Annotated in this window: 16 protein-coding genes and 1 pseudogene; 9 read left to right on the top strand and 8 right to left on the bottom strand. The window is 63.3% G+C overall.

From position 1 onward, the window contains the following. The 8 genes and pseudogenes from hrcA to PQQ53_RS16980 all read left to right on the top strand — a co-directional run bounded on the left by hrcA (position 1) and on the right by PQQ53_RS16980 (position 9679). Entirely contained in the window at positions 1-1020 is a 1020-nt protein-coding gene (hrcA, locus tag PQQ53_RS17015) for a heat-inducible transcriptional repressor HrcA (RefSeq protein WP_408143571.1), read from the top strand. A 173-nt stretch (positions 1021-1193) separates the two neighbouring features. Next, positions 1194-2270, top strand: coding sequence for a ferrochelatase (gene hemH, locus PQQ53_RS17010; protein ID WP_408143573.1), 1077 nt, complete (start codon positions 1194-1196; stop codon positions 2268-2270). Beyond that, positions 2267-2674 carry an Hsp15 family ribosome-associated heat shock protein gene (gene hslR / locus PQQ53_RS17005; RefSeq protein WP_408143575.1) on the top strand — a complete coding sequence of 136 codons (408 nt, stop codon included), beginning with the start codon at positions 2267-2269 and terminating at the stop codon, positions 2672-2674. Before hemH ends, hslR begins: the two co-directional genes overlap by 4 nt. 495 nt (positions 2675-3169) lie before the next feature. Then, positions 3170-3751: a nucleotide exchange factor GrpE gene (gene grpE / locus PQQ53_RS17000; RefSeq protein WP_408324995.1), complete on the top strand. Its 582-nt coding sequence runs from the start codon at positions 3170-3172 to the stop codon at positions 3749-3751. An 88-nt stretch (positions 3752-3839) separates the two neighbouring features. Continuing rightward, positions 3840-4177 (top strand): annotated as a pseudogene (locus PQQ53_RS16995) (thioredoxin family protein); the annotation flags it as partial. A 153-nt stretch (positions 4178-4330) separates the two neighbouring features. Beyond that, positions 4331-6283: a molecular chaperone DnaK gene (gene dnaK / locus PQQ53_RS16990; RefSeq protein ID WP_408324994.1), complete on the top strand. Its 1953-nt coding sequence runs from the start codon at positions 4331-4333 to the stop codon at positions 6281-6283. Between the two features lie 266 nt (positions 6284-6549). Then, entirely contained in the window at positions 6550-7689 is a 1140-nt protein-coding gene (gene dnaJ / locus PQQ53_RS16985) for a molecular chaperone DnaJ (protein ID WP_408143581.1), read from the top strand. A 25-nt stretch (positions 7690-7714) separates the two neighbouring features. Next, positions 7715-9679 carry a chorismate-binding protein gene (locus tag PQQ53_RS16980; protein WP_408324992.1) on the top strand — a complete coding sequence of 655 codons (1965 nt, stop codon included), beginning with the start codon at positions 7715-7717 and terminating at the stop codon, positions 9677-9679. Positions 9680-9785: 106 nt separating this feature from the next. Here PQQ53_RS16980 and panB read toward each other — a convergent pair whose 3' ends face one another. The 7 genes from panB to PQQ53_RS16945 form a co-directional block, all read right to left on the bottom strand. Further along, on the bottom strand, positions 9786-10601 hold the full coding sequence (gene panB, locus PQQ53_RS16975; protein WP_408324991.1) for a 3-methyl-2-oxobutanoate hydroxymethyltransferase: 816 nt from the start codon (positions 10599-10601) through the stop codon (positions 9786-9788). A 37-nt stretch (positions 10602-10638) separates the two neighbouring features. Beyond that, the gene (locus PQQ53_RS16970) at positions 10639-11319 is read right to left on the bottom strand and encodes a deoxynucleoside kinase (RefSeq protein ID WP_408143587.1); all 681 of its coding nucleotides are present in this window, start codon (positions 11317-11319) and stop codon (positions 10639-10641) included. Continuing rightward, the gene (folK, locus tag PQQ53_RS16965) at positions 11316-11861 is read right to left on the bottom strand and encodes a 2-amino-4-hydroxy-6-hydroxymethyldihydropteridine diphosphokinase (protein ID WP_408143589.1); all 546 of its coding nucleotides are present in this window, start codon (positions 11859-11861) and stop codon (positions 11316-11318) included. The genes PQQ53_RS16970 and folK overlap by 4 nt, the downstream gene beginning before the upstream one ends. Positions 11862-11909: 48 nt before the next feature. Beyond that, the gene (gene pcnB / locus PQQ53_RS16960) at positions 11910-13511 is read right to left on the bottom strand and encodes a polynucleotide adenylyltransferase PcnB (protein ID WP_408154742.1); all 1602 of its coding nucleotides are present in this window, start codon (positions 13509-13511) and stop codon (positions 11910-11912) included. Further along, the gene (locus PQQ53_RS16955) at positions 13508-14194 is read right to left on the bottom strand and encodes a histidinol-phosphatase (RefSeq protein ID WP_408143593.1); all 687 of its coding nucleotides are present in this window, start codon (positions 14192-14194) and stop codon (positions 13508-13510) included. The genes pcnB and PQQ53_RS16955 overlap by 4 nt, the downstream gene beginning before the upstream one ends. Continuing rightward, positions 14187-14960: a DnaA regulatory inactivator Hda gene (hda, locus tag PQQ53_RS16950; RefSeq protein ID WP_408143596.1), complete on the bottom strand. Its 774-nt coding sequence runs from the start codon at positions 14958-14960 to the stop codon at positions 14187-14189. The genes PQQ53_RS16955 and hda overlap by 8 nt, the downstream gene beginning before the upstream one ends. A gap of 73 nt (positions 14961-15033) precedes the next feature. Beyond that, a complete protein-coding gene (locus PQQ53_RS16945) occupies positions 15034-16110 on the bottom strand; it encodes an AI-2E family transporter (protein WP_408154746.1) in 1077 nt (358 codons plus the stop codon). Between the two features lie 101 nt (positions 16111-16211). On the opposite strand from PQQ53_RS16945, the gene purM reads away from it, so the two are divergent. Then, entirely contained in the window at positions 16212-17279 is a 1068-nt protein-coding gene (purM, locus tag PQQ53_RS16940) for a phosphoribosylformylglycinamidine cyclo-ligase (protein WP_408143600.1), read from the top strand. A 70-nt stretch (positions 17280-17349) separates the two neighbouring features. On the opposite strand, the gene miaA is transcribed toward purM, so the two are convergent. After that, entirely contained in the window at positions 17350-18300 is a 951-nt protein-coding gene (gene miaA, locus PQQ53_RS16935) for a tRNA (adenosine(37)-N6)-dimethylallyltransferase MiaA (protein WP_408324989.1), read from the bottom strand. Positions 18301-18326 lie beyond the last annotated feature (26 nt).

The raw sequence follows: 18326 nt of genomic DNA, 5'->3' as shown, positions 1-18326 counted from the left end.
ATGCTAGATCCTCGCGCACAAACCCTCCTCAAAACGCTGATCGAGCGCTACATCGCCGAAGGTCAGCCGGTCGGCTCGCGCACGCTGTCTCGTTACTCGGGCCTCGAACTGAGCCCGGCAACGATCCGCAACGTGATGTCCGATCTCGAGGACCTGGGGCTCGTGATCAGTCCGCATACTTCCGCGGGCCGCATCCCTACGCCGCGCGGCTACCGTCTGTTCGTCGATACGATGCTGACGGTGGAGTCCGCCGCGGACGAAGAGGCGGTGATGCGCACCGTCAAGACTACGCTGCAGGCGGGCGAGCCGCAAAAGATCGTCGCGGCGGCGGCCAGCGTGCTGTCCAACCTGTCGCAGTTCGCCGGGGTGGTACTCACGCCGCGGCGCAGCCACGTGTTCAAGCAGATCGAGTTCATGCGTTTGTCGGACAAACGCATCCTGCTGATCATCGTGACGCCCGAAGGCGACGTGCAGAACCGCATCATGGCGACCCAGCGCGACTTCTCGCCGTCGCAGCTGGTTGAAGCCTCCAATTACATCAACGCCCACTTCGCGGGCCTTTCGTTCGACGACGTGCGCCGCCGCCTGCGCGAAGAAATCGACGAGCTGCGTGGCGACATGACCACGCTGATGCATGCGGCCGTCACGGCGAGCACAGACGAATCCGACACCGGCGAGACGGTGCTTATTTCCGGCGAGCGCAATCTGCTCGAAGTTGCCGACCTCTCGTCGGACATGGCGCGTCTGCGCAGGCTGTTCGATGTTTTCGACCAAAAGACCAGTCTCCTTCAATTGCTCGACGTGTCGAGTCATGCGGCGGGGGTGCAGATTTTCATCGGCGGCGAGTCGAATCTGGTGCCGATCGAAGAGATGAGCGTCGTCACCGCGCCGTACGAGGTGAACGGCAAGATCGTCGGCACGCTCGGCGTGATCGGGCCGACCCGCATGGCTTACAACCGCGTGATTCCGATTGTCGACATCACCGCGCGTCTGCTTTCGCTCACTCTGAGCCAGCAGTAACGGCTTGCTATTCCCGCTGCGGCGAGCCGTGCTGAGAATGATGCGTGAGCGCAGGCGACTTGCCTATCGGCCGAATGGCCAGGGGCGTCCGGCGAACCAGGCCACGGACCGCGCCGCTATAATGAATCTCCATTGAATCGACTCTCCGCGTAAAGCGGTGACTTCCGCTGCCTATGCGCTTCGACCTCGAGCGGCCTTCACAGAACGCCACCTCACATCGTGTCGCCGTGCTGCTGATCAATCTCGGCACGCCCGACGCGCCGACGCCGCACGCGGTGCGCCGTTATCTCGCGCAATTCCTGTCCGATCCACGGGTGGTCGAAATTCCGGCGCTGCTGTGGCAGATCATTTTGCGTTTGCTGATTTTGCCGTTTCGCGGGCGCAGCTCCGCCAGGAAGTATGCGGCGGTATGGATGCCCGAAGGCTCGCCGTTGCGCGTCTACACGGAAAAGCAGGTGGAAGGTCTGCGCCATCTGCTGCAACTGAACGACTACACGGTGCTGGTCGACTACGCGATGCGCTACGGCACACCGGGCATTCCGGCCATGCTGAACCAGTTGAAGCTGGCCGGCGCCGAGCGGGTGCTGCTCGTGCCCATGTATCCGCAATACTCGTCGTCGACCACGGCCACGGCGTTCGACGACGCGTTTTCGGCCCTCAAGCGTATGCGCAATCAGCCGGAAATCCGCACGGTGCGCCAATATGCGGATCATCCCGCGTATATTGCCGCGCTGGCCGCCCAGGTGCATCACTATTGGCATCAGCACGGCCGGCCGGACTTCACGGCGGGCGACAAGCTGGTGCTGAGCTTTCACGGTGTGCCCAAGCGCACGCTGGACCTGGGCGATCCGTACCACGAGCAATGCCAGCAAACCGGCGCGCTGTTGACGCAGGCGCTCGGGCTGACGCCCGTGGAATGCCGCATTACCTTCCAGTCGCGCTTCGGCAAGGCCGAATGGCTGCAACCGTACACGGCGCCTACGCTGAAGGAACTGGGCGCGGCGGGTGTGCGGCGCGCCGACGTGTTCTGCCCGGGCTTTACGGCCGACTGCCTTGAAACGATTGAGGAAATCGGCATGGAAGTGCGTGACGAGTTCCTGCATGCGGGCGGCAAGGAGTTTCACCGGATCGCCTGCGTGAACGCGTCGCAACCGTGGATTGCGGCGCTAGGGGAGATCGTCGCGCAGAATCTCCAGGGCTGGCCGGTGCAGGCGGTGCCGGTGCCGCACGCCACAGAGGCAGGTTCATGAACTACAGGATTTCCACCGAAGCGGGCGCGAAGCTGCGTATCGACAAGTGGCTGTGGGCCGCACGCTTTTTCAAGACGCGTTCGCTCGCGGCCGGCGCGGTCGACAAAGGGCATGTGCGCATCGGCGGGGCCAGCGTCAAGCCGGCCAAGGACGTGCGGGTCGGCGACCTGGTCGAGATCGAGATCGAGCGGATCGTGTGGCAGGTGGAAGTGCTGGGCGTCTGCGACGTGCGTGGACCCGCGAGCGTCGCCCAGACGCTCTACGCCGAGACCGCGCAGAGCAAGGTGAAGCGGCAGGTCGAGCAGGAGCGGCGCAAGACGTACCGCGAACCCGCCGCCGAAATGCACGGCCGGCCGACCAAGCGCGATCGGCGCATTATCGACAAATTTTCAGGTGGGAATTGAACAGTTGGTGCACGCCGCCATATTCGGTCGTGTGGTCGTTGACCGCTCCGGACATGCAGATGGTCGTGGTGCCCGCAACCAGTACCAGTGCGACCACCCCGATTGCCAAGGTCAGTTTCACGGTACTCCCCAAGAACGATTCGGTTACTAGAACGGCGAATCAGGTTGAAATTGCAAATTCGGTAAGGCTACCGTCAGATTAGGGTTAACGTGTCTTTTCCGATCGTTTATTGGAGCATAGGCCACTTGTTGGCCGCACTCAATCTCAATCTGATTGCGTCGCATTAATGGTTGTTACGGTGCGTTTCCACCACTCGCCGGTGGTGCGAAAAGAACGCGCAAATCCGCTTGAAAGGGAGCCTTCCGGCCCCATCTGGCCTTTTGATATGCGGTGGTGAGACGAGCCGCCTGTCGCGATTTTGCAACGCACAAATCGCGATATTTTTACGCGCACGCGCTACCGTTGGTTTTTACTTTTTAACGACTTTCAGCGACATGGAAAACACGCAAGAGAACCCGACGAGCCAGAACCCCACGCCCGCCGACGAAACCGCGCGCCAGGCCGCCGAGGCCGCAGCGTCCCAGGATCCGGCTGTGAACGCCGCAGCGGATGCGCCGGCAAGCGCCGAGCAGGCTGCGCTGGCCGAAGCACAGGCGAAAATCACCGAGTTGCAGGAGAGTTTCCTGCGTGCGAAGGCCGAAACCGAGAACGTGCGCCGTCGTGCGCAGGAAGACGTCGCCAAGGCGCATAAGTTTGCGATCGAAAGTTTCGCGGAGCATCTGCTGCCGGTGGTCGACAGCCTCGAAGCGGCCGTCGCTCACTCGTCCGATGACCTGCAGAAGGTGCGCGAGGGCGTCGAACTGACGCTGCGCCAGTTGACCGGTGCGCTGGAGAAGGGCCGCGTCGTCGCCTTGAATCCGGTTGGCGAGAAGTTCGACCCGCATCGCCATCAGGCCATTTCGATGGTGCCGGCCGATCAGGAGCCGAACACCGTCGTCGCCGTGCTGCAAAAAGGCTTCGTAATCGCCGATCGCGTGCTGCGTCCCGCACTTGTGACGGTTGCGGCGCCGAAGTAAAGCGGCGCGAGGCATCGCAAGCCGTTCTATCTGGCATCGGCCGCGATGACCGGCATTCCCGTCGGCGCGACCGCCGAGGCCGGGGTGACTGGCCGTGGTGTTTTTCTGGAGTCTCGACGGTTTCAATTGCGAGATCGCCAGGAAAGCGATGCTGGCGCAGCCGGGCGCGATCCGCGCGCTCGGCCTCAAATGGTTTTGCAGCAAGGTCCACGAGCATCGCGAGCTGGGCAGGCGCTTCATGCTTCATGGCGTGTCCACGTGGTTCTTCTTTTACCGCGGTGAGCTGCCAGGCCGGGCAACCGGTCGGCACACGCCAGGCAATTCGAGGCAGCGGTCGCGGCGGCCCGGGAAACGATCCGGGCCGCCGTTCCCGCAGGCAGCGGGCAAGTTGATGGAACGAATTCGGGCAAAAGTTCGACCGATTGAAAAAAAATAAAGACCGCATCGTAGAAGAGGTCTTGAAAACGATGTGGACGCACTTATGTTGAGTGCAGGTATGAATTGAGAGCGGATCGCCCGACCGCCAGATGGGCAAACAGGGCGATTCCCGCAGCGATCAAAGTTAGGAGATTAGAAAAAATGGGCAAAATCATCGGCATCGACCTCGGCACGACCAACTCGTGCGTGGCGATCATGGAAGGCAATTCGGTCAAGGTGATCGAGAACTCGGAAGGTGCGCGCACCACGCCGTCGATCATCGCTTACATGGAAGACGGCGAGATTCTGGTCGGCGCGCCTGCGAAGCGTCAGTCGGTCACGAACCCGAAGAACACGCTGTACGCGGTCAAGCGCCTGATCGGCCGCCGCTTCGAAGAAAAAGAAGTGCAGAAAGACATCGGCCTGATGCCGTACAAGATCATGAAGGCCGACAACGGCGATGCGTGGGTCGAAGTGCGCGATCAGAAGCTGGCGCCGCCGCAAATCTCCGCGGAAGTGCTGCGCAAGATGAAGAAGACCGCTGAAGACTACCTCGGCGAGCCGGTCACCGAAGCCGTGATTACGGTTCCCGCGTACTTCAACGACAGCCAGCGTCAGGCAACCAAGGACGCAGGCCGCATCGCCGGTCTGGAAGTGAAGCGGATCATCAACGAACCGACCGCAGCCGCGCTGGCATTCGGTCTGGACAAGGCCGAAAAGGGCGACCGCAAGATCGCGGTGTATGACCTGGGCGGCGGTACGTTCGACGTGTCGATCATCGAAATCGCTGACGTCGACGGTGAAATGCAGTTCGAAGTGCTGTCCACGAATGGCGATACGTTCCTCGGCGGCGAAGACTTCGACCAGCGCATCATCGATTACATCATCGGCGAGTTCAAGAAAGAGCAAGGCGTCGATCTGTCGAAAGACGTGCTCGCGCTGCAACGCCTGAAGGAATCGGCTGAGAAGGCGAAGATCGAACTGTCGTCGAGCCAGCAGACCGAAATCAACCTGCCGTACATCACCGCCGACGCATCGGGTCCGAAGCACTTGAACCTGAAAATTACGCGTGCGAAGCTGGAAGCGCTGGTTGAAGAGCTGATCGAACGCACGATCGAACCGTGCCGCGTGGCCATCAAGGACGCAGGCGTGAAGGTCGGCGAAATCGACGACGTGATTCTGGTCGGCGGTATGACCCGTATGCCGAAGGTGCAGGAAAAGGTCAAGGAGTTCTTCGGCAAGGATCCGCGCCGTGACGTGAACCCGGACGAAGCCGTGGCCGTGGGCGCCGCGATTCAAGGCCAGGTTCTGTCGGGCGACCGCAAGGACGTTCTGCTGCTCGACGTGACCCCGCTGTCGCTCGGCATTGAAACGCTCGGCGGCGTGATGACGAAGATGATCAACAAGAACACCACGATTCCGACCAAGCACGCTCAGGTCTACTCGACGGCTGATGACAATCAGAGCGCCGTGACGATCAAGGTGTTCCAGGGCGAACGCGAAATGGCAGCGGGCAACAAGCTGCTCGGCGAGTTCAACCTCGAAGGCATTCCGCCGTCACCGCGCGGCACGCCGCAGATCGAAGTGAGCTTCGACATCGACGCGAACGGCATTCTGCACGTCGGCGCGAAGGACAAGGCGACCGGCAAGGAAAACCGCATCACGATCAAGGCGAACTCGGGTCTGTCCGAAGCCGAAATCGAGAAGATGGTGAAGGACGCCGAAGCGAACGCGGAAGAAGATCACAAGCTGCGTGAGCTGGCCGATGCCCGCAACCAGGGCGACGCGCTGGTCCACAGCACGAAGAAGGCGCTCACCGAATACGGCGACAAGCTGGAAGCGGGCGAGAAGGAAAAGATCGAAGCCGCACTGAAGGACCTCGAAGAAGCGCTCAAGAGCAGTTCGAGCGACAAGGCCGCGATCGAAGCCAAGATCGAAGTGGTGGCAACCGCCTCGCAGAAAATGGGCGAAAAGATGTACGCCGACATGCAGGCTGCGCAAGGTGCGGAAGCCGCGGCAGCAGGCGCGGCGGGTGCGGGTGCATCGGCTGGTGGCGCGAGCCAGCAGCAGGACGATGTGGTCGACGCCGAGTTCAAGGAAGTGAAGAAGGACTAAAGCCAGGTCGCATTTCGACCGTAAAGCCGCGCACAGCAATGTGCGCGGCCCGGCTGCACAAGGCTGCGTCCACCCGGACGACCGACGTGCAAGAGCGGTTATCACGCCTGGCGAGCCTTTTGGGGCTCTCCGGGCACATTTGTTTTATGGAGGGCGTTGTTTTGTGCCGTGTCGAAGCGGGTGAAAACAGCGGCCGGACGAGTCGTGAGACTCCAGCATTCAAGAGGAGCCACCGCGTTGCATTGCGCGAGTGGCGTTGAACCGATATGGCGAAACGGGATTACTACGAGGTTCTGGGCGTCGCAAAGAACGCGAGCGACGACGAAATCAAGAAGGCTTATCGCAAGCTCGCGATGAAGCATCACCCCGACCGCAATCCGGGCAACAAGGATGCGGAAGAGCATTTCAAAGAGGTGAAGGAAGCCTATGAAATGCTGTCGGACTCGCAAAAGCGTGCCGCATACGATCAGTACGGCCACGCGGGCGTCGATCCGAACATGGGCGCAGGCGGTGCGCAAGGCTTCGGCGGCTTCGCCGATGCGTTCGGCGATATTTTCGGCGACATCTTCGGTCAGGCGGCCGGTGGCGCCGCGCGTGGGGGCGGCCGGGCCGGCCCGCAGGTGTATCGCGGCGCCGATCTGCGCTACAGCATGGAAATCACGCTGGAGCAGGCTGCTCACGGCTACGACACGCAGATTCGCGTGCCGAGCTGGGTCTCGTGCGAAATCTGTCACGGCTCGGGCGCGAAGCCCGGCACCAAGCCGGAAACCTGCCCGACCTGTAGCGGTTCGGGTTCGGTGCGGATGTCGCAAGGCTTTTTCAGCATTCAGCAAACCTGCCCGAAGTGCCATGGCACCGGCACCTATATCCCCGACCCGTGCGGCCACTGCCACGGCGCGGGCAAGGTGAAGGAAACCAAGACGCTGGAAGTGAAGATCCCGGCGGGTATCGACGACGGCATGCGCATCCGCTCGGCCGGCAACGGCGAGCCGGGCATCAACGGCGGTCCGTCGGGCGATCTTTACGTCGAGATCCACATCAAGCAGCACTCGGTGTTCGAGCGCGATGGCGACGATCTTCATTGCCAGATGCCGATTCCGTTCACCACGGCGGCGCTCGGTGGCGAAATCGAAGTGCCGACACTCGCAGGCCGCGCCAGCTTCACCGTGCCGGAAGGCACGCAATCGGGCAAGACGTTCCGTCTGCGTGGCAAGGGCATCAAGGGGTTGCGTTCGAGCATTGCGGGCGATCTGTACGTACACGTGCAAGTCGAAACACCGGTCAAGCTCAACGAAACACAGCGCGATCTGCTGCAACAGTTCGAAAAGGCGCTGGTGGAAGGCGGCTCGCGACATAGCCCGCAAAGCAAGAGCTGGTTCGATCGGGTGAAGAGCTTCTTCGATTAATGGCAGTTTGAAGTTGGCGGTAAGCATGACGGCAGATGAACGCGGCGCAGTGTTCGCACTGCTCGATGATTGCGACGCGACGGCGGCGCGCCGTTCGAGTCGTCTGTACACGGGTTTCGTGCGTGAACGGGTTTGCTCGGACGTCGCGCAGCTCGAAGCCGTGTGCGAGAGCGTCGTTGCCGATACGCGGGATGGTTTGCATGCCGTCGTGCTCGCCGACTATGAGTTCGGCCGGACGCTTCTTCTTGGCGAAGAAGCGGACAGGTCTCTGAAAACGCAGCGTGGCGATGCGACGCTGCGTTTTTTATTGTTCGAACGCTGCAACAAGCGTTCGCGCGAAGAGGTCGACGCGTGGCTCATGGCTCGCGATGGCGGTGCGGCGCAGCCGTCGGTGGCGGGCACGGCCCATGTGCACGCGAGCGTCGATCCCGCGCAATTCGACGTGGCGATCGATGCGATCCACGCCGCCTTGCGCGCAGGTGATTCGTATCAGGTCAATTACACGTACCGGCTCGGCTTCGACGTGTTCGGATCGCCCACTGCGCTCTATCGGCGCTTGAGGGCCCGACAGCCGGTTCCGTTTGGCGCGTTCATCGCGTTGCCGGGCGGCAACTGGGTGTTGTCATGCTCGCCGGAACTCTTCATCGAGAAGCAGGGCGCCAGGTTGCGCGCGCGGCCGATGAAAGGCACCGCGCCGCGCTCGGACGATCCGGCTGCCGATCGGCGCACAGCCGAGTTTCTTGGCAACGATCCGAAAAATCGCGCCGAAAACGTGATGATCGTCGATCTGTTGCGCAACGATCTGTCGCGGGTCGCGCAGACGGGCTCGGTGAAGGTGCCGGCGCTATTTTCGGTCGAGCCTTATGCGTCGGTCTGGCAGATGACCTCGACGGTGGAGGCCGCTTTGCGGCCCGGCACGTCGTTCGCCGGCATCCTGCGCGCGCTGTTTCCGTGCGGCTCGATCACCGGCGCACCGAAGCATCGCACGATGCAGTTGATCGACGAGCTCGAGAATACGCCTCGCGGTCTTTATACCGGGGCGATCGGGTGGCTCGATGCGCCATCGGAAGCCTCAACGAATGCCTCGACGAATGCCTCGACGAATGCCTCGACGAATGCCTCCGGCGAGCACACTGTTGCTGCCGCCAGACCCGAATCCGTCTGTGGCGACTTCTGCCTGTCCGTCGCCATCCGGACACTGACTTTGAATCGCTCCGCGCAAACCGACGCCTTGCAAGGCACGATGGGTATCGGCGCGGGCATCGTCCTCGACAGCGTGGCCGCCGACGAATACGCGGAGTGTCAATTGAAAGCCAGATTCCTGACCGGCGCCGATCCGGGCTTCGAACTCTTCGAAACGATGTATGCGACGCGGGAAGAGGGCGTGCGGCATCTCGCGCGTCATCTCCAACGGCTTTCGTCGAGCGCCGCGGCGCTCGGCTTCAGGCTCGGCGACATCGACGCAGTTCGCGCGCAAATCGCCACGGAATGCACTTCGCTGCCGGCGCGGATTCCGCACCGCATGCGGCTCGCGCTGCATAAGGACGGCACGGTGCAAATCACCGCTGCAGTCCTGACCCCGCTGAAGGAATCAAGCGTCGGCGTGCTGCTCGGTCCCGACCACGCGTTTTTCGCAACTGATGCCGGCGACCCGCTGCTGCACCACAAAACCACCCGCCGCGCCGATTACGACCGTGGCTGGCGTGAAGCCGAGGCGAAGGGCGCGTTCGATACGCTGTTCTTCAATGATCGAGGCGAGTTGACCGAAGGTGGCCGGTCGAACGTGTTCGTGAAGCTGGCAGGGCGCTGGTGGACGCCGCCGCTCGCGTCGGGTGTGCTGCCCGGTGTGATGCGAAGCGTATTGCTCGACGAGGCATCGGGCTTGCAAGCGGCTGAAAAGGTCCTCACGCAGGCGGATGTGCTGAACGCAGAAGCGCTCCTGATCTGCAATGCGTTGCGCGGCGCGCTGGAGGCGCGCTTAGTCCGCTAGAACACGCACCAAGCCGCGGTGTGCATGAGCACCGCCCGCGCGCAAACAACATTCAAAAACAATCGAACAGCAGCGCCGCGGCCCAACGCCTAAGCGCCGCCACCCATCAGAACGTATGCTCGGGCCCGGGGAAAGAACCGTCTTTCACCGCACGCACATACGCTTCCACAGCAGCCAGAATGCTCGGCTGTCCCTGCATGAAGTCCTTCACGAAGCGCGGGCGCTTGCCGGGGAAAATCCCGAGCATGTCGTGCAGCACCAGCACCTGACCCGAACAGTCGAGCCCCGCGCCGATGCCGATCGTCGGAATGCGCAACTGCTTCGTGACTTCACTGGCGAGCTGCGTCGGAATCGCCTCCATCACGATCAATTGTGCGCCGGCCGCCTGCATTTCGAGCGAGTCGCGCAGCAACTGGCTCGCACCCGCTTCGGTCTTGCCTTGCACCTTGAAGCCGCCGAACGCGTGCACGGACTGCGGCGTGAGACCAACGTGCGCACACACCGGAATCGAGCGCTCGACCAGAAAGCGCACTGTGTCCGCAAGCCATACTCCACCTTCGAGCTTCACCATCTGCGCGCCGGCGCGCATCAACTCCACCGAGCTGCGGAACGCGTCTTCCGGCGTGCCGTAGGTGCCGAACGGCAGATCGGCGACCACGAGTGCCGCGGGTCGCGCGCGCGCCACGCTGGCCGTGTGATACGCGATGTCGGTGAGCGACACCGGCAGCGTGGTCGTCTGACCTTGCAGCACGTTGCCGAGCGAATCGCCGATCAACAGCACGTCGACGCCCGCGCGATCCAGCAGCGCGGCGAAGCTCGCGTCGTAACAGGTGAGCATCGCGATTCTTTCACCGGCGTCGCGCATCGTCTGCAGTTTCGGCACGGTGATCGCGTTCCGGCTCGCTTCCTGCAAATAGGTCATGGGTCAATCCATTGAAAAAAAGAGGTGGCCGCGCCGCTTAGAGCGACGTGCCTTTGACGAAGAATTCCTTGCGGCCGCGCATGCTTTCGATGCGTTCGGCGAGCAGCGCAAGGTCCGCATCGGAATCGAGCGGATTCAGGTGTTCGGCGTTGACCGTCAGCACGGGCGTGCGATCGTAGTGATAGAAGAATTCGTTGTACGCGTCGCACAGGGCGCGCAGGTACGCGTCGGAAATCTGCAACTCCATCGGCACCGCGCGCTTCTGGATGCGCGCGAACAGCACTTCGGGGCTGGCCTGCAGATAGACCACGAAATCGGGCGCCGGCGCACTGACGTCGAGCCGCGCGGCGAGCGCGCGGTACAACTGCCACTCGTCGTCCTGCAAGGTCAGACGCGCGAAGATGTCGTTCTTCTGCGTCATGAAATCGGCGATGAGCGGGGTGCCCGAGCCGTGCGCCGCGCTCACTTCCTGTGCCTGCTGCGCGCGCTGCAGCGCGAAGTGCAGTTGCGTGGGCAACGCAAAACGCGCGGTGTCGCGATAAAAGCGTTCGAGAAAAGGATTGTCCTGCGGCCGTTCGAACAACTCCTGCATCGACCAGCGCTGCGCGAGCCGTCGCGCGAGCGAAGTCTTGCCGACGCCGATCGGCCCTTCGATCGCGAGATACCCGAACGGCGGGCGCAGTTGCGGCGCGGTGACCGTGAGCGGCGGTGAGCTCATTCGCAGCGGCCTTTGTCGGCGGTGGTGGCGCCTGTCAATGCATTGAGCATCGGACACTGACACGGGCCCTTCACCCTCTCGATGCGTTGATCGCTGACGGCGGCGAGCAGCGCATCAGCGCGGCCGTGTTGCGGAATGACCAGCGCCGCTTCGATTTCGACGAGCGGCACCAGCGCGAACGCTCGCTCGGTCAAGCGGGGATGCGGCACGACCAGATCGGCTTCGTCGATCGATTGATCGCCGTAGAGCAGGATGTCCAGATCGAGCGTGCGCGGTGCGTTGCGAAACGGCCGCTCGCGGCCGAATTGATGCTCGATCTTGTGACACAGCGCGAGCAGATGCCGCACGGGGAGCGTCGTGTCCACCTTCACGACGCAGTTGAAATAGTCGTCACCGCCCGCGTCGATCGGGGCAGTGCGATACAGGCTCGACTTGGCGAGCACGGAGATGGTGTGCTGTTGTGCGAGGCACACCACTGCGTCTTTCAGGGTCTGGCGCGCGTCCCCGAGATTCGCGCCGAGGCCGAGATAAGCAACCGTCATGGCATAACTTCCTGCAACTATCGTTCGACGGCAATAGCCAACGCTCGGTCAGTCGTCGTGCGAGCCGTCGTGGCTCGCGTCGTTGTCTGTGCGTTCGGCTGGCGTGCCGCCCTCCATTCCGTCGCCCGGTTTGCGGTTTTTCGCGCCACTGCTGCGCCGCCGTCGTTTTCTGGGGCTTCGGTCCTTCCCGCCTTGCGTGAGCAATGCCTCGCGCGCGGCGATGTCTCCTTCGATGAACTCCGTCCACCACGCACCGACCGACTCATCGAGTTCGCCCGATTCGCAGCGCAACAGGAGGAAATCATACCCCGCTCTAAATCTTTGGTGTTCCAGCAGCTTCAGCGCGCTTCTTCCCGAGCGTTTTTCGAGGCGCAACTGCAGGCCCCAGATCTCGCGCATATCGGCCGAGAAGCGCTTGTGGATCGCGAGCTTCTCGGTTTGCATGTCGAGAACTTCGTCCATCGCGCGATGCAACGCCGGCACCGGATATTCGCCATCCGCTTCGAATTTCTGCCAGCGCTGCTGCACGTCGTGCCACAGCAGCGTGGCGAACAGGAAGCCCGGCGACACCGGCTTGCCGGCGCGCACGCGTGCATCGGTATTGGAGAGCGCCAGCGTGATGAATTTTTCGCCGATGGGCTGTTCGAGCACCACGTCGAGGAGCGGCAACAGACCGTGATGCAGCCCTTCCTGGCGCAGGCGCTTCAGGCAGGCGAGCGCGTAACCGGACAGCATCAGCTTGAGCATTTCGTCAAAAAGACGCGCGGCGGGCACGTTGTTGATCAGATCGGCCATCTTGACGATCGGCGCACGCGTGCTGTCTTCGATCTCAAACTCGAGCTTCGCGGCGAAACGCACCACGCGCAGCATGCGCACCGGATCTTCGCGATAGCGCGTGGCCGGGTCGCCGATCATGCGCAACAGACGCGCGCGCATGTCGGCCATGCCGTTGTGGTAGTCCAGCACGGTTTGCGTGGCCGGGTCGTAATACATCGCGTTGATCGTGAAGTCGCGGCGCGTGGCGTCTTCGTGCTGCTCGCCCCACACGTTGTCGCGCAGCACGCGGCCGCTCGCGTCCACCGCGTGGGTGCGGCGGTCGAGCTCGTCGCGCTTGAGGCGCCGCGGCGGCGCAGCGTCCGCCGCGGGCGGATCGACCAGCGCACGGAACGTCGAGGTTTCGATGATTTCCTGGCCGAACTGCACATGCACGATCTGAAACCGGCGGCCGATGATGCGCGCGCGGCGGAACAGCTTCTGCACCTGTTCGGGCGTGGCGTCGGTGGCGACGTCGAAGTCTTTCGGTTTGATGCCGAGCAGCAGATCGCGCACCGCACCGCCGACGATAAACGCGCGATGGCCCGCCTGCTGCAGACCTTCGGTCACGCGAATCGCGTTCCTCGAGATCAGCGCGGGATCGATGCCGTGCACGTCGTGCGGAATGATGACCGGTACGTCCGGATCGCGCACCGCCTTGACGGCCGCGCCAGGCGCGCGGATCGTTTTGCGGCGCGGCTTGGCCGCGCCTTCGGTGGCGGACTTCGTGCGCGCGGGAGCGCGGCCGGTTACGTCTGCTTCGGCTTCGGCGGGCAGGGTGTCGTCAGCGGGCGCCGCGTCCTGGCCGAATAGCTTGCGAATGAGTTTTTTGATCACGAGGGTTGAAAGAGTTCGAGGATGCGCCAGCCTTTGGCTTGCGCATGGGCGCGCAATGTGTCGTCCGGATTGGTCGCGATGGGGTCGGTGACTTTTTCGAGCAGCGGGATGTCGTTGTGCGAATCGCTATAGAAATAGCTGTGCTCGAAGTCGCTCCAGGTTTTGCCGAGCGAGGCGAGCCACGCTTCGGTACGGACGATCTTGCCTTCCTTGTAGCTTGGCGTGCCGGTGGGGCGGCCGGTGTACGGCGAATGCGGCTGGCCGTCGACGGTTTCCACTTCGCAGGCGATCAGCGTGTCGACGCCGAAGGCTTGCGCGATCGGGCGCGTGATGAATTCGTTGGTGGCCGTGACCACGCAGCAGAGGTCGCCGGCTTCACGGTGCTGCTTCACCAGTTCCAGTGCGACCGGAAAAATGGCCGGCGTGATGACTTCGTGCATGTACTGCGCGTGAATGTCGGCGAGTTGCGCGCGCGTGTACTTCGCGAGCGGCGTGAGCATGGCGATCAGATAGGCGTGAATGTCGAGCTTGCCGGCTTTGTAGTCGGCGAAAAAGCGGTCGTTTTCACGGGCGAAATTTTCGGCGTCGACCATGCCTTGTTTCACCATGAAGCGGCCCCATTCGTGGTCGCTGTCGGTGGGGATGAGCGTGTGGTCGAGATCGAAGAGTGCGAGGTTAGCCATGGGGGCCTATTTTACTTGAAGCGGATGAAGCGGCGTGCGAACCCGCCGGCGAGCCGGGCGCGGCGCGCCGTTCGTCGGCATCGGGCGACGCCAGCATGGTGCGCAGAAGCGGCAGCGTGACCGCGCGTTTCTGTTCGAGCGAGAAGCGGTCGAGCGCGTCGAGCAGCGCCATCAGGCTCGGCATGTCGCGGCGAAAATGCGTGAGCAGATAGGCGGGCACGTCGTCGGCGAGCATGATGCCGCGCTCGCGCGCCGCGAGCTTGAGCACCGCCGCCTTGCCTTCGTCCGGCAGCGGCGCGAGATGGAAGACGAGGCCCCAGCCGAGGCGGGTGCGCAAATCCTCGCGCACGGTCATGCCGATCGGCGGCGCGTTGCCCGCGGCGACCAGCGCGCTGGTGGGATGCGCGCGCACTTCGTTGAACAGGTTGAACACGGCGATCTGTTGCGCGGCCGACAGCGCGTCGCAATCGTCGATCGCGTAGAGCGCCACGCGCGGGTCGAAGCCGAACGCGGCGAGGCTGCTCTGCGGCCCGGCGAAGCGCGCATGCCCCGGCGGCGCTTCGTGCACGAGCGCCTGCAACAGGTGCGTGCGGCCGCTGCCGGACTCGCCCCAGACGTAGAAGGTGCGATCGGCGACCGGCCCGGCGGCGAGCGCGTTGTCGAGCTCACGCAGGCGCGTGACCAGCTCCGAGTTCGCGCCGGCGAAGAAATTGTCGAATGTCGATGGCGGCGGGGTGCCGAGATCGAGCGTCAGTTGACGAAGCACAGTAGGTGACTGCCGAAAATGAGGCTAAGGCCGTAGCGGCCCGGACCTCGGGCCCTGAAACGTCAGTAAGCGGTTAGTTGTTGTAAAGCGCGCTGGCGAGGTAGCTTTGCCGCAATTCCCGGATCGCCACCGACAGAATCGCGCTGACCGGCAACGCAAGCAGCACGCCGAAAAAGCCGAACAGCTGACCGAACGCGAGCAGCGCGAAGATGACCGCGAGCGGGTGCAGCCCGATCCGTTCGCCCACGAGCCGCGGCGTCAGATAAAAACTTTCGGCGATCTGCGCGAAGCCGTAAATCAGCGCGACCGCGCCGAAGCCGTACCAGTCGCCGAATTGCAGCAGCGCCGCGAGCAGCGCGAGCACGAGGCCCGTCGCAAAACCGAGGTACGGGATGAACACCGCAAGCCCGGTAAAAATGCCGACCGGCAGCGCGATCTCGAAGCCGGCGAGACTCAGCGCGACCGAGTAGTACACCGCCAGCACAGCCATCACCAGCAACTGGCCGCGCAGGTATTGCGACAGCATCTGGTCCATGTCGCGCGCGAGTTGCAACGTTTTGTCGAGCCAGCGGCGCGGCACCATCATTTGCAGGCGCGCGAGCATGCGGTTCCAGTCGAACAGCAGATAGAACAGCACGAGCGGCACCAGCATGAGGTTGCCGACCAGCGCCATCATCAGATTGCCGCTCGTGCGGATCGAGGTCCACGCATATTGCGCGACGGTCTTCGCGCTGCCTTCGAGCTGCCCCATCACGAGGTCGCGGATGCTGGCGAAATCGAGCGAGTCGGCCAGACCCAGCATGGCCAGCTTGGGTTGCAGCCACGCGTTCACATGCGCGAAGAACACTGGCACCTGCTGCCGCAATTGCGGCCCTTCCTTCTGGATCACCGCGAGCACCAGCAGAAAGAGCATGGTCATCAGCAGTGTGAAGAACAGGATCATCAGCAGCGCCGCGAGGGCGCGCGGCACGCGCCGGCGCACCATCCACGCGACACCCGGATGCAAAATGTACGCGAGAATCGCGCTCAGCAGAAACGGGGTGAGGACTGGACTCAACAGCCAGAGCAGCATGCCGACGCATAGCGCGATCACCAGCCAGATGAGGGCGCGGCGCTGAACGGGCGTCAGAATCGAGGAATTTCGTTGCAAAGCGGGTTTTCCCAGGTGTAGTCGGAACCGGATGATCAAATTCCAGCCAGTCGGCCAGCATCGGGTAAAATCGCATTTTACCGACCTTCGAGCTCTTCCCCATGAATCACCCGAAATCCGCCCAGCCTTCAACTGATTCGGCCCAAGGTTTGTCGTATCGCGACGCCGGCGTGGACATCGACGCGGGCGACGCCCTTGTCGACGCGATCAAGCCCTTTGCCAAAAAGACGATGCGCGACGGCGTGCTGGGTGGCATCGGCGGGTTCGGCGCGCTGTTCGAAGTGCCGAAGAAATACAAGGAACCGGTGCTCGTGTCCGGCACCGACGGTGTCGGCACCAAGCTGCGCCTCGCGTTTCAACTGAACAAGCATGACACCGTCGGCCAGGATCTGGTCGCCATGAGCGTGAACGACATTCTCGTGCAAGGCGCCGAGCCGCTGTTCTTCCTCGACTACTTCGCGTGCGGCAAGCTGGACGTCGGCACGGCGGCCACGGTCGTCAAGGGTATCGCGCATGGCTGCGAACTGTCGGGTTGCGCGCTGATCGGCGGCGAAACGGCGGAAATGCCGGGCATGTATCCGGACGGCGAGTACGACCTGGCCGGTTTTGCGGTCGGCGCGGTGGAAAAGAGCAAGATCATCGACGGCAGCACGATCGCTCCGGGCGACGTGGTGCTGGGCCTCGCATCGAGCGGCATTCATTCGAACGGTTTTTCGCTGGTGCGCAAGATCATCGAGCGCGCGCAGCCGGATCTGAATGCGGACTTCGACGGCCGTTCCTTGGCCGACGCGCTGATGGCGCCGACGCACATTTACGTGAAGCCGTTGCTGTCGCTGATGCAGCAGATCGCCGTCAAGGGCATGGCGCACATCACGGGCGGCGGGCTGGTCGAAAATATTCCGCGCGTGCTGCGTGAAGGCCTCACGGCCGAGCTGGATCACCGCGCGTGGCCGCTGCCGCCGCTGTTCTCGTGGCTGCAGAAGCACGGCGGCGTCGCCGATGCGGAAATGCACCGCGTGTTCAACTGCGGCATCGGCATGGCAGTGGTGGTGTCCGCCGCCGACGCCGAAGCGGCGATCGGTTTGCTGTCGGCAGCCGGTGAGCAGGTGTGGAAAATCGGCACGATTCGCGAAAGCGCAGCCGGTGAAGCGCAGACGGTCGTGATCTAACGGATGGTATTGCCCGCGCGGCGCGCATGCGGATTGCATGCGCGCCGCGCAGGTTCGATACTTCAACGCTTCAAATCAACGCCTCGACCTGATCGAGCACCCGCGCGGTAGCCTGCGGATCGCAGCAGTCCACCACCACCCGTTCTGTCATGCTTCGCAGCCACGTGAGTTGCCGCTTGCACAACTGCCGGGTCGCAAAGATTCCCTTGTCGCGCATCGTCGGATAATCGACCGCGCCGTCCAGATATTCCCAGACCTGTCGATAGCCGACGCAGCGCATCGATGGCATCTCGGGCCGCAGATCACCGCGTTCGCGCAGCTTCACCACTTCATCGACGAAACCACCGGCCAGCATCGCATCGAAGCGCTGTTCGATGCGCGCGTGCAAGACGCTGCGATCGGACGGCTCCAGTGCGATCGGCACGAAGCGCCATGCCGCCGCGGCGTCATCTTGCCGCGCGGGGGCGGCCAGCCATGCCGACATCGCCTGGCCGGTCAGCATGAACACTTCGAGCGCGCGCTGAATCCGCTGCGAATCGTTCGGTGCGAGGCGCGCGGCTGTCACGGGGTCGAGTGTCGCAAGCCGTTCGTGCAGGGCCGGCCAGCCTTCGCGCGCGGCGTCGGCATCAAGCGTGGCGCGCACGTCGGGGTCGGCGGCGGGCAGGTCGTTGAGTCCCTGCGTGAGCGCCTTGTAGTACAGCATGGTGCCGCCGACCAGCAACGGCAGCCGCCCGCGCGCGTGGATTTCGCCGGTCAGCCGCAACGTGTCGGCGCGAAATTGCGCAGCCGAATAGGCGTCGGTCGGATCGACGATGTCGATCAGATGATGCGGCGCCACCCCGCGTTCTTCGGCAGTCGGCTTGGCTGTGCCGATATCCATCTCGCGATAGACCAGCGCCGAATCGACACTGATGATCTCCACCGGCCGCCGTGCGGCGAGCGCCAGCGCGGCGGCGGTTTTGCCGGAGGCAGTCGGGCCGAGCAGGCAAGGGATCGGTGTGGGAAGGTTGCGTGACGTCATGAGCAAGCCCGCACGGGTCGAAGCAA

Source organism: Paraburkholderia strydomiana, from assembly GCF_046030495.1.
Classification (GTDB): domain Bacteria; phylum Pseudomonadota; class Gammaproteobacteria; order Burkholderiales; family Burkholderiaceae; genus Paraburkholderia; species Paraburkholderia strydomiana_A.
The sequence above is the reverse complement of the archived record's forward strand: the minus strand, read 5'-3'. Positions and strand labels throughout refer to the sequence as shown.

Excerpts from the sequence above, each read along its gene's own strand:
- hrcA (WP_408143571.1), top strand. The coding sequence starts at position 1 with ATGCTAGATCCTCGCGCACAAACCCTCCTCAAAACGCTGATCGAGCGC.
- hemH (WP_408143573.1), top strand. The coding sequence starts at position 1,194 with ATGCGCTTCGACCTCGAGCGGCCTTCACAGAACGCCACCTCACATCGT.
- hslR (WP_408143575.1), top strand. The coding sequence starts at position 2,267 with ATGAACTACAGGATTTCCACCGAAGCGGGCGCGAAGCTGCGTATCGAC.
- grpE (WP_408324995.1), top strand. The coding sequence starts at position 3,170 with ATGGAAAACACGCAAGAGAACCCGACGAGCCAGAACCCCACGCCCGCC.
- dnaK (WP_408324994.1), top strand. The coding sequence starts at position 4,331 with ATGGGCAAAATCATCGGCATCGACCTCGGCACGACCAACTCGTGCGTG.
- dnaJ (WP_408143581.1), top strand. The coding sequence starts at position 6,550 with ATGGCGAAACGGGATTACTACGAGGTTCTGGGCGTCGCAAAGAACGCG.
- PQQ53_RS16980 (WP_408324992.1), top strand. The coding sequence starts at position 7,715 with ATGACGGCAGATGAACGCGGCGCAGTGTTCGCACTGCTCGATGATTGC.
- panB (WP_408324991.1), bottom strand. The coding sequence starts at position 10,601 with ATGACCTATTTGCAGGAAGCGAGCCGGAACGCGATCACCGTGCCGAAA.
- PQQ53_RS16970 (WP_408143587.1), bottom strand. The coding sequence starts at position 11,319 with ATGAGCTCACCGCCGCTCACGGTCACCGCGCCGCAACTGCGCCCGCCG.
- folK (WP_408143589.1), bottom strand. The coding sequence starts at position 11,861 with ATGACGGTTGCTTATCTCGGCCTCGGCGCGAATCTCGGGGACGCGCGC.
- PQQ53_RS16955 (WP_408143593.1), bottom strand. The coding sequence starts at position 14,194 with ATGGCTAACCTCGCACTCTTCGATCTCGACCACACGCTCATCCCCACC.
- purM (WP_408143600.1), top strand. The coding sequence starts at position 16,212 with ATGAATCACCCGAAATCCGCCCAGCCTTCAACTGATTCGGCCCAAGGT.
- miaA (WP_408324989.1), bottom strand. The coding sequence starts at position 18,300 with ATGACGTCACGCAACCTTCCCACACCGATCCCTTGCCTGCTCGGCCCG.